General features: G+C 73.1%; 13 protein-coding genes. 8 read left to right on the top strand and 5 right to left on the bottom strand.

Annotation, left to right across the window (positions count from 1 at the left end; all coding sequences use genetic code 11):
• Nucleotide 1: 1 nt before the first annotated feature.
• Both ACRAKH_RS27730 and map read left to right on the top strand, forming a co-directional pair.
• On the top strand, nt 2-1,816 hold the full coding sequence (locus ACRAKH_RS27730) for a penicillin-binding transpeptidase domain-containing protein (protein ID WP_380724341.1): 1,815 nt from the start codon (nt 2-4) through the stop codon (nt 1,814-1,816).
• Between the two features lie 137 nt (nt 1,817-1,953).
• Complete coding sequence (gene map, locus ACRAKH_RS27725) at nt 1,954-2,811, top strand: type I methionyl aminopeptidase (RefSeq protein WP_380724340.1); 858 nt, start codon at nt 1,954-1,956, stop codon at nt 2,809-2,811.
• Here map and ACRAKH_RS27720 read toward each other — a convergent pair.
• A complete protein-coding gene (locus ACRAKH_RS27720) occupies nt 2,798-3,496 on the bottom strand; it encodes an alpha/beta fold hydrolase (RefSeq protein WP_380724339.1) in 699 nt (232 codons plus the stop codon). The two genes, map and ACRAKH_RS27720, sit on opposite strands and share 14 nt — an antisense overlap.
• Before the next feature lie 68 nt (nt 3,497-3,564).
• Between ACRAKH_RS27720 and ACRAKH_RS27715 the strand changes: the two genes are divergently transcribed.
• Nucleotides 3,565-5,088, top strand: coding sequence for a cobyric acid synthase (locus ACRAKH_RS27715; RefSeq protein ID WP_447009392.1), 1,524 nt, complete (start codon nt 3,565-3,567; stop codon nt 5,086-5,088).
• A gap of 40 nt (nt 5,089-5,128) precedes the next feature.
• Here the strand turns inward: ACRAKH_RS27715 and ACRAKH_RS27710 are convergent, their stop codons facing one another.
• Nucleotides 5,129-6,034: an EamA family transporter gene (locus ACRAKH_RS27710; protein WP_380724337.1), complete on the bottom strand. Its 906-nt coding sequence runs from the start codon at nt 6,032-6,034 to the stop codon at nt 5,129-5,131.
• Between the two features lie 73 nt (nt 6,035-6,107).
• Here ACRAKH_RS27710 and ACRAKH_RS27705 point away from each other — a divergent pair, with 73 nt between their 5' ends.
• The gene (locus ACRAKH_RS27705) at nt 6,108-7,016 is read left to right on the top strand and encodes a LysR family transcriptional regulator (RefSeq protein ID WP_447009391.1); all 909 of its coding nucleotides are present in this window, start codon (nt 6,108-6,110) and stop codon (nt 7,014-7,016) included.
• Between the two features lie 253 nt (nt 7,017-7,269).
• Here the strand turns inward: ACRAKH_RS27705 and ACRAKH_RS27700 are convergent, their stop codons facing one another.
• Nucleotides 7,270-7,941 carry a FadR/GntR family transcriptional regulator gene (locus ACRAKH_RS27700; protein WP_380724676.1) on the bottom strand — a complete coding sequence of 224 codons (672 nt, stop codon included), beginning with the start codon at nt 7,939-7,941 and terminating at the stop codon, nt 7,270-7,272.
• Between the two features lie 161 nt (nt 7,942-8,102).
• Here ACRAKH_RS27700 and ACRAKH_RS27695 point away from each other — a divergent pair, with 161 nt between their 5' ends.
• Nucleotides 8,103-9,281, top strand: coding sequence for an MFS transporter (locus ACRAKH_RS27695; RefSeq protein WP_380724677.1), 1,179 nt, complete (start codon nt 8,103-8,105; stop codon nt 9,279-9,281).
• A gap of 198 nt (nt 9,282-9,479) precedes the next feature.
• On the opposite strand, the gene ACRAKH_RS27690 is transcribed toward ACRAKH_RS27695, so the two are convergent.
• The gene (locus ACRAKH_RS27690) at nt 9,480-10,853 is read right to left on the bottom strand and encodes a mycothione reductase (RefSeq protein WP_380724698.1); all 1,374 of its coding nucleotides are present in this window, start codon (nt 10,851-10,853) and stop codon (nt 9,480-9,482) included.
• A 55-nt stretch (nt 10,854-10,908) separates the two neighbouring features.
• On the bottom strand, nt 10,909-11,436 hold the full coding sequence (locus ACRAKH_RS27685; RefSeq protein ID WP_380724678.1) for a YbhB/YbcL family Raf kinase inhibitor-like protein: 528 nt from the start codon (nt 11,434-11,436) through the stop codon (nt 10,909-10,911).
• A gap of 144 nt (nt 11,437-11,580) precedes the next feature.
• Between ACRAKH_RS27685 and ACRAKH_RS27680 the strand changes: the two genes are divergently transcribed.
• From ACRAKH_RS27680 to ACRAKH_RS27670, 3 genes are all read left to right on the top strand, one after another.
• The gene (locus tag ACRAKH_RS27680; RefSeq protein WP_380724679.1) at nt 11,581-12,408 is read left to right on the top strand and encodes a polysaccharide deacetylase family protein; all 828 of its coding nucleotides are present in this window, start codon (nt 11,581-11,583) and stop codon (nt 12,406-12,408) included.
• Nucleotides 12,409-12,467: 59 nt separating this feature from the next.
• A complete protein-coding gene (locus ACRAKH_RS27675; protein WP_380724680.1) occupies nt 12,468-12,986 on the top strand; it encodes an AMIN-like domain-containing (lipo)protein in 519 nt (172 codons plus the stop codon).
• 116 nt (nt 12,987-13,102) lie between these two features.
• The gene (locus tag ACRAKH_RS27670; RefSeq protein ID WP_380724681.1) at nt 13,103-14,776 is read left to right on the top strand and encodes a PstS family phosphate ABC transporter substrate-binding protein; all 1,674 of its coding nucleotides are present in this window, start codon (nt 13,103-13,105) and stop codon (nt 14,774-14,776) included.
• Nucleotides 14,777-14,864: the final 88 nt, after the last annotated feature.

The raw sequence follows: 14,864 nt of genomic DNA, 5'->3' as shown, positions 1-14,864 counted from the left end.
CGTGATCGCGCGCACGCCGGCCCTGTCCCGATTGGTTCTTCCTGGGGTGGTCCTGCTGCTCGTCAGCGGCTGTGGCCTGTTCTCCTCCCCGTCCGGCCCCGACCAGGTGGCGAACGACTTCCTCACCAAGCTCGCCGCGGGCGACGTGGACGGCGCCGCCGCGGCGACCGACGACCCCGCCGGCGCGAAGGACGTGCTGACGAAGGTCCGCGAGGCGCTGAAGCCCGCCGGGCTGCGCGCCGCGACCGAGGAGGTCCGCTCGCCCGGCGAGTCGACCACGGCGGACGCGACCGCGAAGCTCGACTGGGACCTCGGCAACGGCCACACGTGGAGCTACCGGACCACGTTCGACCTGCGCCGCGGCGAAGAGGACTGGAAGGTGCACTGGGCGCCGTCGGTCGTGCACCCGAAGCTCGCCGCCGCGCAGGCGCTGGGCCGGGCGGAGGTGAGGCCGGAGCTGGCGCCGGTGCTGGACCGGGACGGCACCCCGCTGCTGGCGCCGGAGCAGGTCGTGTCGATCCTGCTCGACGCGAGGGAAGCGGGCGACGTGGCCGCGGTGGCGGGCGCGCTCGCGGCGGCGTTGACGCCCATCGACGCCGCGATCACCCAGCAGTCGATCGTCGACGGCGTGGCGAAGGTGCCCGCCGGGCAGGTGTACCAGGTGGCGGCGCTGCGCGACGCCGACTACCAGACCGTGAAGCCGGTCATCTACGAGCTGCCGGGCGTCCGGTTCACCTCCCAGACGAGCCTGCTCGCGCCGTCGCGGACGTTCGGGTCGCAGGTGTTGCCCGCCGTTCGCAAGGCGGTGGAGGAGGACATCGCCGGGCAGGCGGGCGTGCGGGTCTACACCGTCAACGCGGCCGGCGACGAGCTGGAGAACCTGCACGAGGAGGAGCCGAAGCCCGCGCAGGCGATCACGACGGCGTTGAGCCGGGCCACGCAGGTGGCGGCCGAGGACGCGCTGGAACCCGTGCCGCAGGCGGCGATGCTGGTGGCGCTGCAGGCGTCGACGGGCGACATCCTGGCCGTGGCGCAGAACGACCCGGCCGACAAGGAGGGGCCGGTCGCGCTGACCGGGCGCTACCCGCCGGGGTCGACGTTCAAGGTCGTGTCGGCGGCCGCCGCGCTCGCGGGCGGGAAGGTGACCGCGGACAGCCCGGTGCCGTGCCCCGGCCGGACCACCATCGACGGGCGCCGGATCGTGCCCAACGACCGCGAGTTCGACAAGGGCACGATCCCGCTGCACTCGGCGTTCGCGTTCTCGTGCAACACGACGTTCGCGCAGCTCGCGGCCGAGATGGCGCCGGACGCGCTGACGAAGGCGGCGGACTCGTTCGGCCTCGGCGTCGACTTCGAGGTCCCGGCCATCACCACCATCACCGGTTCCGTGCCGCCCGCCGCCGACGTGGTGGAGCGGGCGGAGGACGGGTTCGGCCAGGGCAAGGTGCTGGCGAGCCCGTTCGGGATGGCGCTGGTGGCGGCGACGGTCGCGGCGGGCGAGATGCCCGTCCCGTCGTTGCTGAAGGGCCGCGAGACCAAGGCCGACCACACCCCGACCCCGCCCGACCCGGCCGTGCTGACGGCGCTGCGGGCGATGATGCGGGAGGTCGTGGAGACCGGCACCGCGCCCCAGCTGAAGCCGTACGGCGACGTGCGGGGCAAGACGGGGACGGCGCAGTTCGGGGACGGCACGAACTCGCACGGCTGGTTCGTCGGCTACCGGGGCGACGTGGCGTTCGCGACCCTGGTCCTGGGCACCAACTCGTCCGTTCCGGCGGTCGACGCGTCGGCCCGCTTCCTCGCCGCGCTCGGCTGAACGGCCTCACCGCGGCGCGTGGTCGGCGTGGTGGGCGCCGGGGGCGGCTCCCGGTCGCCTCACCCGGAACGGTCGAACCGGCCGCGTAGGGGACACGTGGTGCGTGCCTCATCACGCTGAGCCGTAATCTGGGGGGCATGTCCGTGCGTGCCGTCCTCCAGCCAGGTGTGCTGTCCCCGCGTCGTCCGGTTCCGCCCGAGATCGAGCGGCCCGAGTACGTCGACCGGCCCGAACCCCGGCGCAACACCGATCCGTGGGTCCAGCCGCCCGAGGTCATCGAGGCGATGCGCGTCGCGGGCCGCCTGGCGGCGCAGGCGTTGCAGGAGGCGGGCAAGGTCATCGTGCCCGGCGTGACGACGGACGAGATCGACGCGGTCGCGCACGAGTTCCTGTGCGACAACGGCGCCTACCCGTCCACGCTCGGCTACCGCGGTTTCCCCAAGTCCTGCTGCACCTCGCTCAACGAGGTCATCTGCCACGGCATCCCCGACTCGACCGTGGTCGAGGACGGCGACATCGTCAACGTCGACGTCACCGCCTACATCGGCGGCGTGCACGGCGACACGAACGCCACCTTCCTCGCCGGTGACGTGAGCGAGGAGGCCCGACTCCTCGTGGAGCGCACGCACGAGGCCACCATGCGCGCCATCAAGGCCGTGAAGCCCGGCCGGCAGCTGAACGTCGTCGGCCGCGTCATCGAGGCCTACGCGAACCGGTTCGGCTACGGCGTGGTGCGCGACTTCACCGGCCACGGCATCGGCCGCACGTTCCACAGCGGCCTCATGGTGCTGCACTACGACGCGCCGCACGTGCCCACGATCATCGAGCCGGGCATGACGTTCACCATCGAGCCGATGATCACCCTCGGCGGCATCGACCACGACCTGTGGGACGACGGCTGGACGGTCACCACCCGCGACAAGAGCTGGACCGCCCAGTTCGAGCACACCATCGTGGTCACCGACGACGGCGCGGAGATCCTCACGGTCTGCTGAGCAGCGGCACCAGGGCGGACGCCACCTCGGCGGGCGACGTCACGGCGGCCAGGTGGTGGCCGTCCACCTCCACCACCGGCCAGCCCCGCTCGCGCGCCGCCGCGGCCGCCTCGTCGTAGGCCGGGCTGAGCCGCACGTACGAGCACGGGCCGTTCCACGCCACGGTGGGCCGGGGTTCCTTCAGGAACGCCAGGGGGACCTCGGGCGCCTCGGCCACGATCTCCTCCAGCAGCCGCACGTCCGGCACCATCGCGGACAGCGCCTCGGGCGCGAACCACAGGTCCCAGCGCGGCATGAGGCCGTCGCGCGCGATGGCCTTCAGGTGGGCCATGCGCTCGGCGGGCGCGTCGTCGCGCCAGCTCCGGCCGGGGGTGGGCAGGTCGGCGTCGAGGAACACGAGCCCGCGGACCGGTGTCTCCAGCGCGTCGGCGAACGCGGGCAGCAGCGGCCCGGCGCCGCTGTGCCCGACGAGCACGAGCTCGCCCTCGACCAGGGAGTCCTCCACGGCGTCCGCGAACACGCCGATCAGCCGTTGGTGCACGGGCGCGGCGTTGACGGTGACCCGCAGGTCGAGCAGCACCACCGGGTGGCCCAGCGCGGCGAGCGCCCCGGCGAGCGGGCGGAGGCTGGCCGGTCCGAGGTAGGGGCTGTGCACCAGGACTGCGGTGGCGGGGGCGTCGACCATGACGTGGATGATGTCAGCCGGAACCGACAAAGTCCGCTTGTCGGCCCGGACGGCGGTGAGGGGACCACGTGCGCAGTGCGTTGTTGGTGGCCGGCACGACGTCGGACGCGGGGAAGAGCGTCCTGGCGGCCGGCCTGTGCCGCTGGCTCACCCGGCGCGGCGTGAGGACGGCCCCGTTCAAGGCGCAGAACATGTCCAACAACTCGGTCGTGACGCAGGACGGCGGCGAGATCGGCCGGGCGCAGGCGCTCCAGGCGGCCGCGTGCGGGCTGGAGCCGAGCGTGCGGTTCAACCCCGTGCTGCTGAAGCCGGGCGGTGACCGCAGCTCCCAGGTCGTCGTGCTGGGCCGGGTCGTCGGCGAGGTGTCGGCGTTGTCGTACCGGGCGCGCAAGGCCGAGCTCCTCACCACCGTCCTCGCGACGCTGGACGGTCTGCGCGACGAGTTCGAGGTGGTGGTCTGCGAGGGCGCGGGATCGCCCGCCGAGATCAACCTCCGGGCCGACGACATCGCGAACATGGGCTTGGCGCGGGCGGCGGACCTGCCGGTGCTGGTGGTCGGCGACATCGACCGCGGCGGGGTGTTCGCCCACCTGTTCGGCACGCTCGCCCTGCTCGACCCGGCCGACCAGGCGTTGGTCGGCGGGTTCGTGGTGAACAAGTTCCGCGGCGACCCGGCGTTGCTCGAACCGGGCCTGCGGCAGCTGGGGGCGTTGACCGGACGTCCCGTGTACGGCGTGCTGCCGTGGCGGGAGGAGCTGTGGCTGGACGCCGAGGACTCCCTGTCGTACGCGGCGGACGGCGTGATCGGCCGGCCCGAGCCGCCGCGCGGCGGGCAGTGGCTGCGGGTGGCGGTGGTGCGGCTGCCGCGGATCTCCAACGCCACCGACGTGGAGGCGCTGGCGTGCGAGCCGGGGGTGTCGGTGCGGTTCGTCACCGAGCCGTCCCGGCTGGCCGACGCGGACCTGGTGGTGGTCCCGGGTTCGAAGGCCACCGTGGCGGACCTGAAGTGGTTGCGGGACACCGGCCTGGCCGACGCGATCGCCGCGCACGACGGCCCGGTGCTGGGCCTCTGCGGCGGGTTCCAGATGCTCGGCCGGACGATCGAGGACGAGGTGGAGTCGAAGGCGGGCGCGGTGGCGGGGCTCGGCCTGCTGGACGTGGACGTGCGGTTCGCGCCGGACAAGACCCTGCGCCGGCCGCACGGGACCGCGCTGGGCGAACCGGTGACGGGGTACGAGATCCACCACGGCGTGGTCACCCGCAACGGCGAGCAGGGGCTCGTCGCCCTGCCCGACGGCACGCCCGAAGGCGCGGTGCGCGGGCGGGTCGCCGGCACGCACTGGCACGGGTTGCTGGAGAACGACGCGTTCCGCCGGGAGTTCCTGCGCTGGGCCGCCGGGCACGCGGGGCGGGACGGGTTCACGCCCGCGCCGGACGTCGACTTCGCCGGTCGCCGGGCCGCGCAGCTGGACCTGCTCGGCGACCTGGTCGCCGACCACCTCGACACGGACGCGGTGTGGGCGTTGCTGGAGCGCGGCGCGCCGGCGGGCCTGCCCGTCATCCCGCCCGCGGGCGCGCCGCCGGTCGCGTGACCCCCCGGCTTCACGGGACTTGGCTTCACGGGACCCGGCTTCACGGCACCGCGACGGGCGCCTCCACCACGGCGGGCGGTGTCGGCCGAGGGGTCCGCCGCTTGAGCGTGGTCGCCGCCATGCCCGTGATCACCAGCGCGGCCGCGCCGAGGCGGACCGGCGTGACGGCCTCGCCGAGCAGCAGCCACCCGGACAGCATCCCGGCCACCGGCACCAGCAGCGCGAACGGCACCACGGCGCTCGCCTCGTAGGTGCGCAGCAGCAGGTTCCACAGCCCGAAGCCGAGCAGCGTGGACCCCCAGGCGATGAACAGGATCGCGCCGACGCCGGTCCAGCTCAGGCCGCGCAGCGCCGCGAGGTCGGCGGCCGGTCCCTCGAACAGCAGTGACAGCGCGAGCAGCGGCAGCACGGCCACCGCGCTGACCCACACGATGAAGTTGAGCGGGTCCGGCGGCCGGGCGTACCGGGTGGCGACGTTCGCCAGGCCCCACGCCACCGCGCCGAGCACCACGAGCAGGAACGCCGAGATCGGGCTGCTCACGCCGTAGTCGACGGCGATGACCACGATCCCGACCGCCGCGACGGCCATCCCGAGCAGCTGCACGGGACGCGGCCGTTCGCGCAGCAGCACGGCGGCGAACAGGACGGTGAAGAACACCTGGCTCTGGAGCACCAGCGACGACAGGCCCGCGGGCATCCCGGCGGCCATGCCGACGAACACCAACCCGAACTTGGCGACGCCGAGCGCCAGCGCGACCGCGACGACCCACTTCCACGCCACCTTGGGCCGTCCGACGAACCACAGCGCGGGCACGGCGGCGGCGAGGAACCGCAGCGCCGAGAAGAACAGCGGCGGGAAGTCGCGCAGGCCCACCTTGATGACGACGAAGTTGACGCCCCAGATGGTGGCGACGAGCACCGCGACGGCGACGTGACGTGGTTTCACGCCACCGAGTCTCAGCGCGAGCATCGTTTAGCACTAGCGAATAATGCTGAAGCTTTCGGTTTAGGATCGCTACATGCTTGATCTCGGACGGCTCCGCGCTTTGCACGCGGTGGCGCAGCACGGCTCGGTCGGCGCGGCGGCTGCGGCACTGGGCTACACCCCGTCGGCGGTGTCGCAGCAGATCGCCAAGCTGGAGCGGGAGACCCGCACCACGCTGCTGGAACGGCGCGGTCGCGGTGTCGCGCTGACCGACGCGGCGCACCTGCTGTCCGCCACCGCCGGGCAGGTGCTCGCGCTGGTCGAGCACGCCGAGGTGGCGTTGGAGGAGCAGCGCGGGGCGGCGGTGGGCGAACTGAGGGTCGGCGCGTTCGCCACCGCCGCCCGCGGTCTGCTGCCCGCGACGCTCGCGCGCCTCGCCGACGAGCACCCGCAGCTGGACGTGCGGCTGGTCGAGCTGGACCCGCCGGACGGACTGGAGGCCGTGGCGCGCGGCGAGCTGGACCTGGCCGTCACCCACGACTGGGTGAACGCGCCGCTGGCCGTGCCGGAGCCGGTGTCCCGCGTGCGGCTCGGCGTGGACGTCGCGGACGTGCTGGTGCCCGTCGACCACCCGCTGGCGGGGCGGGAGTCGGTGGCGCCGGAGGACCTGGCGGGCGAGCGGTGGATCTGCCAGCCCGAGGGGACGATCTGCCACGACTGGCTGGTGAACACGTTCCGCGGCGCGGGCATGGAACCGGACCTGGCCTACCGGATCGCCGAGTACGAGACCCAATTGGCGTTGCTGGCCAAGGGGATCGGGGTGGCCCTGCTGCCGCGGCTCGGTCGCGGCGCGCTGCCGGACGCCGTCCGGGCGGTGCCGTTCCTGCCGACGCCGACGCGCCGCGTGTTCGCCGTGTGGCGCACGCAGGCCACGCGCCGGCCCGCCGTCACGGCCACGCTCGCCGCGTTGCGGTCCTGCTGGGAGCAGCGCGAGACGGCGTGACCGGGCCGGGTGTCGCGGTGGCCCTGACGGCCTCGCAGGCCTCCGGCGGCCTCGCCGGCGGTCGCGTCGGGTGGTTCGCGCGGTCGCCAGGTCGGGCGGTCGTCTCGCGGTCGCCTTGCGCGGCGGTCGCGTTGGGCGGTTGCCTCGCGCGGTGATTGCCTCGGGCGGTGGCGGTGGCGGTGGCGGTGGCGGTGGCGGTCGGCGGTGGCGTCGCGTGGCCGGGACGTCGGTGGTGGCGCGGTGGGTCGGTCGGTCAGTCCCCGTGGCGCTCCAGCAGCTCTTCGAGGAAGCTGCCCGCCTCGGCGGCGGCACGGGCGGAGTCCCGGTCGCGCACCGCGTCGAGCAGGCCGGTGTGCGACACCTGGTCGTCCTCGTGGTCGGTTTCCACGGCGGCCGTGATGCTCGCCCGGACGGCCTCGGTGAGGCCCTGGTACAGCTCGGCCAGCAGGGTGTTGTGGGAGCACTGGACGAGCAGCACGTGGAACGCGGTGTCGCGCTCGACCAGCCGGGTCCAGTCCTTGGCGGCGAGCGCGTCGTCCCGCTCCGCCAGCAGCGCCTCCAGCTTGCGCAGCTCCTCGTCGGTGCGGTGGGTCGCGGCGAGCCGGGCGCCCTCGACCTCCAGCGTCCGCCGCACCTGGAGCACCTCGCGCAGCTCGGTGCCGCACATGCGGCGGACCGCGCCGGACAGCTCGCTGGTCGCGCGGACGAACGTGCCGTCGCCCTGGCGCACCTCCAGCAGCCCGGCGTGGGACAGCGCGCGCACCGCCTCCCGCACGGTGTTGCGGCCCACGCCGAGGGCGCTGACCAGCTCCGGCTCCGGCGGGATGCGTCGGCCGACCGGCCACTCACCGGCGGCGATCGCGCTTCTCATCTGGTCGATCACCTGGTCGACGAGCCCGGTCCGTCGAGTAGTGGCCAACGGCACAGCATCGTCCTTTCATCCGAACATCCCATGTCTGCGATAGTAGTCGCGTGGCAATCCAGCAGACCCAGCCAGACTGGTCACCGCCGACCGCTCACCTTGCCACCGGAACCGGCGGCGAGGTGACGACCGGGGCCCATCCTGGCGGTACCGCCGCCGGTGGGGTGGGGCGGAACCGCCAAGTTGCCCTGGTCGGCAGCACCCTGTTGGCGATCGGCGTAGCGCTCGCCGCGGCGAACCTCCGCCCGGCCGTCACGAGCCTCGCGTCCGTGCTCGGCGACGTCCGGGTGTCGCTCGGCGTCTCCACCGCGTGGACGAGCCTCCTGACCGCCGTTCCCACGGTCTGCTTCGGCTTCGCCGCGTTCCTCGCGCCCTGGTTGGGCCGGCGGCTCGGCATGGCCCGCGCGGTCGGGCTGTCGTTGCTGGTGCTGACGACGGGCCTCGTGCTGCGGGTCGTGGACGGCCCGGCGGCGGTGCTCGGCGGCACGTTCATCGCGTGCGCGGGCATCGCGGTCTGCAACGTGCTCATCCCCGTGGTCGTCAAGGAGTCGTTCCCCGGCCGGGTCGGCCTGGTGACCGGTGTCTACACGGCCGCCCTCGCCGCCGGCGCGGCCCTCGGCGCGGCCTTCACCCCGGGCCTCGAATCCGCCTTCGGGTCGTGGCGGCTCGCCGTGGGCGCGTGGGCGTTCCTGTCGCTGGCCGCGCTGGTGATCTGGCTGGCGGCGGCCCGCCACGGCTCCTCCGCCCGGCCCGTCACGCGTCGGCCGGTCGTCGGCCGGTCGATGGTGCGCCGCCCGCTGGCGTGGGTGATCACCGTCTTCTTCGGCCTGCAGTCGTTGCTCGCCTACACCGTCATGGGGTGGCTGCCGCAGATCCTCGGCGACGCGGGCGTCGACCGGACCACCGCCGGGCTGCTGCTCGCCATCACGATGGTGCTCGGCGTGCCGGTGAGCCTGATCGTCCCGCCGCTGGCCGCACGGCGGCGCAGCCAGTCCGGGCTCGTGGTCGTGCTCGGCGTGCTGTCGGTGCTGGGCGTGCTGGGCCTGGCGCTCGCGCCCGCCGCCGCGCCGGGGCTGTGGGTCGTGCTGATCGGCGTCGGCATGGGCATGTTCCCGCTCGCGCTGGTGATGATCTCGCTGCGGACGTCGTCCGGCGCGGACACGGCGCGGCTGTCGGCGATGGCGCAGAGCCTCGGCTACCTGATCTCGGCGTCCGGCCCGTTCGCGTTCGGCGTGCTGCGCGGGGTGACCGGGACGTGGACCGTGTCGATGCTGGTCCTGGCGGTGTTGCTGGTCGTGCTGACCGTGCTGGGCTGGGTCGCGGGCCGGCCGCGCACGGTCTAGTCGGCGGTCGCCCGGCCGGGTTCGCGAGGTCGGGTTCCGGTGGTCGGCGGGCGGGGTCGCCGTGAAGTTCGCGTGAGGTTGGACGGGTGCGGATAACGCCGGGGCCGTCCGGTGCGATGTGTCGGTTACGGATACAAAAGACCCGGCCGCGCGAGGGGTGCGGCCGGGTCGCCCGTGTCCGGGGCGTTGCTGGGGCGGTCAGGTCAGCGGCAGGTTGAGCAGCGCGTTCTCGATCACCTCGGGCATGGCCGGGTGGATCCAGTACTGGCCCCGCGCCATCGTCCGCGCGTCCAGGCCGAAGCTCATCGCCTGGATCACGGGCTGGATCACGCTCGACGCCTGCGGCCCGATCACGTGGGCGCCCAGGATCAGCCCGGTGTCCGGGTCGGCCAGCACCTTCGCGAAGCCCGTGGTGTCCTCCATCGCCCAGCCGTACGCGATGGACGCGTAGGCCTGCGACGCCGCCACGTACCGCACGCCGCGCGCGACGGCCTGCTCCTCGGTCAACCCGACCGACGCCACCTGCGGCGACGAGAACACGGCGGCCGGCACGAACCGGTGGTCCGACGCGATCGGCTCGTCCGGGTGCAGCAGGTTGTGCTGCACGACCCGCGCCTCGTGGTTGGCCACGTGCTTGAGCTGGTACTCCGAGCTGACGTCGCCCATCGCGTAGATGCCCTCGACCGAGGTGCGCTGGTGCTCGTCCACGACGATCCGGCCGTCCGGGTGCACGTCGACACCCGTGGCGGCCAAGTCCAGCAGGTCGGAGTTCGGCGTCCGGCCGACCGCGACCAGCAGTTCCTCCGACTCCACGACCTCCGCGCCGTCCGGGCCTTCGAGGTGGAGGCGCACCACGCCGTCGACCCGCTCGGCCCGCACCGCCTTGCGGCGCAGCCGCACGTCCCACTTCTCCGACGCCACCTGCGTGAACCGGGTGGCGACCTCGCGGTCCTCGTGGCGCAGGAGCAGGTCGGACCGCGCGATCACGGTCACCGCCACCCCGAACGACGAGAACACGTGCGCGAACTCCGCCGCCACGAACCCGCTGCCCAGGATCGTGATCCGCGGGGGCAGCGCGTCGAGGCGCATGACGGTGTCGCTGGTGTGGTAGCCGGCGGACGCCAGGTCCGCGACGTCCGGCACGACCGGCCGGCTGCCCGCGGCCAGCACGAACCGGTCGGCGGTGATCACCTCGCCGGTGCCGGTGTCGAGGGTCTTCGGGCCGGTGAACCTGGCCGTGCCCGCGAACACGGTGACGTTCGCGTTCTCCTCGGCCCGCCAGCGGCGGCCGCCCTCGGAGATGGGGTCGATGCGGCCGAAGATCCGGTCGCGCACGTCCGTCCACCGCACGCCGTCGAGGTGCGCGTCGACGCCCAGCCGCGCGCCCGAGGCGGGTGCCGCGGCGACGTCGGCGGTGTGCACGAACATCTTCGTCGGGATGCACCCGACGTTCAGGCACGTGCCGCCGAACACGCCTTTCTCGACGATCGCGACCTTCCAGCCGGCGAACCTCTCGTCCGCGATGGAGTTGCCGGAACCGGAACCGATGATGACCAGGTCGAAGTGCCTCACGTCGTGCTCCAACCCGCGGTGCGGGGCACTTGTTCCCGCGACGTCGCCGGTCACGTCAGTGGGCGTAGGTCGGCACCAGGATCGCGCGCGCCAGGGTGTGGAAGGCCAGGTTGAAGCTGACCACCGCGGGCGACGCGTCGCCGTCCACGTCGAGCTTCTCGACGTCCACCGCGTGCACCACGAAGTAGTAGCGGTGCACCTGGTCGCCGGGCGGCGGCGCGGCGCCGCCGAACGCGCGCGTGCCGAAGTCGCTGCGCACGTGGAACGCGCCGTCGGGCAGCGTGTCGTCCGACGCGCCCGCGCCGGTGTCGAGGGACGTCGTGGTCACCGGGATGTTCACCGCGACCCAGTGCCAGAAGCCGGACGGCGTCGGCGCGTCCGGGTCGAAGCACGTCACCACGAAGCTCTTGGTGCCGTCCGGGAAGCCGGTCCAGCTCAGCTGCGGCGAGGTGTTGCCACCTTCGAACAGGTGTGCCTCCGACAGCGGCCGGCCGTCGGCCACGTCGGTCGAGCTGACGGTGAACGACGCCACCTCCGGCAGCAGCGCGTACGGGTCGGGTGCGACGGGTCGTTCGAGGCTCATCAGGTCCTCCACACGTGATCTTGTCGGCGCGGACGACCTTATCGCCGGCGAGGGCGGACCGCCGGGCAACCTCGGTGGTCGTCGGACGTCTCCACCCGCGGGACCGTCACCTGATCGGGTGACGGCCGGTGGAGGGGAACCCGGATGAGACGGATCGGAGTGGCGGTCGCGGCCGCCGTCATCGCGGTGGCCTGCGCGCCGGAGCCGCAGGGGCCGCGGCCACCGGGCGCGATGGCGACCACGGGCACGGCGACGTCCGCCTCGCCCACGACGTCCACGACGCCGCCGACCGCCGTGCCGGGACCGGGCGGCGTGGTCGTCCCCGTGTTCCAGCAGCCGTACCGCTTCGGGACGCCGCAGCAACACGTCCCGCCGACCACCGACGGCCTGGTGCCCGTGGTCCGGCGCATCGAGACCGACCGGCCGTACGTGTTCATCACCATCGACGACGGCGCCGTCCGCCACCCCGCCGCGCTGGAGCTGATGCGCAAGAGCGGCGTCGAGCCGACGTTGTTCCTGAACTCCAAGCACGTCGACGGCCACGCCGACTACTTCAGGTCCTTCCACGGCGCGGCGGAGGTCCACGCGCACACCGCCACCCACCCGAACCTCGACGGCACGTCGTACGACTTCCAGCGCCAGGAGATCTGCGGCAACGCCGACCTGCTGCGCGCCCAGCTCGGCGCGAAGCCGACGCTGTTCCGGCCGCCGTTCGGCAACTTCGACCGCACCACCCGCCGGGCCGCCGCGGACTGCGGGTTCACCGCCCTGGTCATGTGGACGGCGGCGGTCAACGACGGCGTGGTGCAGTTCCAGGCGGGCAACCGGCTCAACCCCGGCGACATCGTGCTCATGCACTTCCGGCACACGTTCGTGGAGGACTTCGTGGCCTTCCTGGAGCGGTGCAAGCTCGACGGCGTCACGCCCGTGGTGCTGGAGGACTTCCTCGCCGATCCGCGCGCAACCGTGTGACGTGCGACACGTCTCTAGGGGTGTGCCGGCACTGAGCCGGTCAGCCCACGGAGGGCCCCATGAACAATCGCTTCGGAAAACTCGCCCTGCTCGCTCTCGCGATGGTCGCGGTGGGGGTGGTGGTCCCGGCCGCTTCGGCGTCGACCTCGGCGTCGACCTCGGCGTTGTCGGCCGGGATGTCGATGACGCAGACGCCCGTGCTGACGGGCATCCGCTCCGGCAGACACGCCGACTTCGACCGCGTCGTGCTCGACCTCTCCGGCCACCGGCCGCAGTTCTACATCCGGTGCGTCGACCGGCTGGTCGAGGACGGCTCCGGCAACCCGGTCCCGCTGCCGGGCAGCTACTTCCTGGAGGTGCGCTCGGCCCCGGCCGCGGCGCACGACGACAACGGCAACTCCACGTACACCGGTCCCCGCAAGTTCGAGACGCCCGCGTTGGCCAACGTCCAGGCGGTGGCGATCACGGGTGACTTCGAGGCCAACCTGACCGTCGGCCTCGGGCTGCGCCGCGACTCGTGGCACCGGGTGTTCCTGCTCGACTCGCCCACCCGCGTGGTGATCGACGTGGGGCACTGAGCTCCGAGGCAGGTGTGCGGCAGGCTGCGCGCGGAATCCCTTGCCACGGCGTGAAGTCGTGGTGAACGTCCGGTGATGACCCGGTTCCCGGTCGGTCCGCCGACCGAGAATCGGGTGTGCAGGTGCTGCGGTCCGCGTTGGACTTCCTCGGTGGCCCCGGTCCGGTCGCGCTCGCGATCGCGCTGCTGTTCGCGACGCCCGTCATCGACCGGCTGTTCGTGCGCCGCAAGCGGCTCGGGTTCCGCGTGCTCTACAACTCCAAGATCGGGCTCGGCCCGGAGCAGTTGCACGACGGCACCGACCCGAACTCGCCGCAGCTGCGGGAACTGGTGCGGGTGCTGGACCGGATGAGCATCGTGGTGATCCGGGTCCGCAACACCGGCAGCTACGACATCGACGGCGAGGACTTCGACAAGCCGCTGACGTTCACCTTCGGCAAGCGGATCGTGTGGAACGCCAGGGTGTCCGAGGCCGGGTCGGAGGAGCTGAAGGCGGAGATCCGCCGGACCCTCCAGTTCTTCGGCACGGAGAGCGACACCGGGCAGGCCGGGGCGGTCGGGGCGGCCGCGACACCGGTGCGGGCGTCGTTGCCGACCGTGCGGGAGCGGATGGCTCAGCGCGTGGCCCGGTGGGGCGGGTTGGCGGTGTCCGCGGAGCCGCCCGGCGAGCCGGTGTGGCGCGGCGTGCGGCTGGAGAACCTCTCGTTGCGGCGCAAGCAGAAGTTCAAGCTGCTGGTGGTGCTGCGCGAGCCCGACAGCAACCCCGACGGCGAGCTGGGCAAGGACGTGAAGGTGGTCGGCGACCTCGGCGGCGCGGGGATCGTGCACGACGAGCGCCCCGAGCGGCTGATCACGCTGCCGAGGTTCACCGGCGGTCTGGCCGCGGTGCTCGCCGCCGTGCTGGTGCTGGTGATGGCGTGGCCGCAGAGCTCGACCGACGCGACGGTGGCGTGCGCGTCCGGCGCGTTGCGGGTGGAGGGGTCGAGCGTGTTCATGCCGACCATGGCCACCATCGCCGACCAGTACGAGCGGGTGTGCCGCGACGCCGAGATCACGACGACGGCGACCGGCAGCATCCAGGGCGTGCGCGAGGTCGCGGGCGGCGCGGACGGTGTGGTGGCGCTGTCGGACGGCAAGCAGGACGTGCCGGGCGTGTACGCGCAGCAGCTGGCGATCGTGGTGTACCACGTGGTGGTGCACGGGTCGGTGGGGATGGACACCATCACCGTGCCGCAGCTGCGCGGGATCTACGCCGGCGTCTACACGGACTGGAGCCAGCTGCGCGGCGGTGACCCGTTGCCGATCAGGGTCGTGGGCCGGGGCGGCGAGTCGGGCACGCGGGAGCTGTTCGAGCGGCGGGTGCTGGGCACGACCGAGAGCGCGTTGTCGTCCAACGACTGCCGGGTGAAGGACCGCGCGCCCGAGGCCCCCGTGATCCGCTGCGAGCGGGACGAGAACGCGGACGTGGTGCGCGAGATCGGTGCGGTGGAAGGGGCCATCGGGTACGCCGACGCGCCGTCCGTGGCGGAGGCGCGGAAGACGAACGCGCTGACCGCGTTGTCGTTGGACGGCAAGGTGTTCGACGCGGCGGCGGGGGTCGAGGCGGGCTACCCGTTTTGGACCGTCGAGTACCTGTACACGCGGTCGGAGCCGGCGGCGGGGTCGTTGGCCGGGCGGTTCGTCGCGTACGTGCGGGAACACGGTGACGCCCGGCTGCGGATGAAGGATGCCGGGTACCTGCCGTGCGTGACGGCGGACGGCGTGCCGTTGGACCTGTGCAACCTGCGTTGAGGGTGTGTGGGTGAGGGTTTGTCCAGGTGTGTGGTTGGGCCGGCCGTCGGTTGGTCGTGGGGTGAGTTCGTGGGAGCCCGGTCGACCT

Source organism: Saccharothrix hoggarensis, assembly GCF_052936025.1.
The sequence above is the reverse complement of the archived record's forward strand: the minus strand, read 5'-3'. Positions and strand labels throughout refer to the sequence as shown.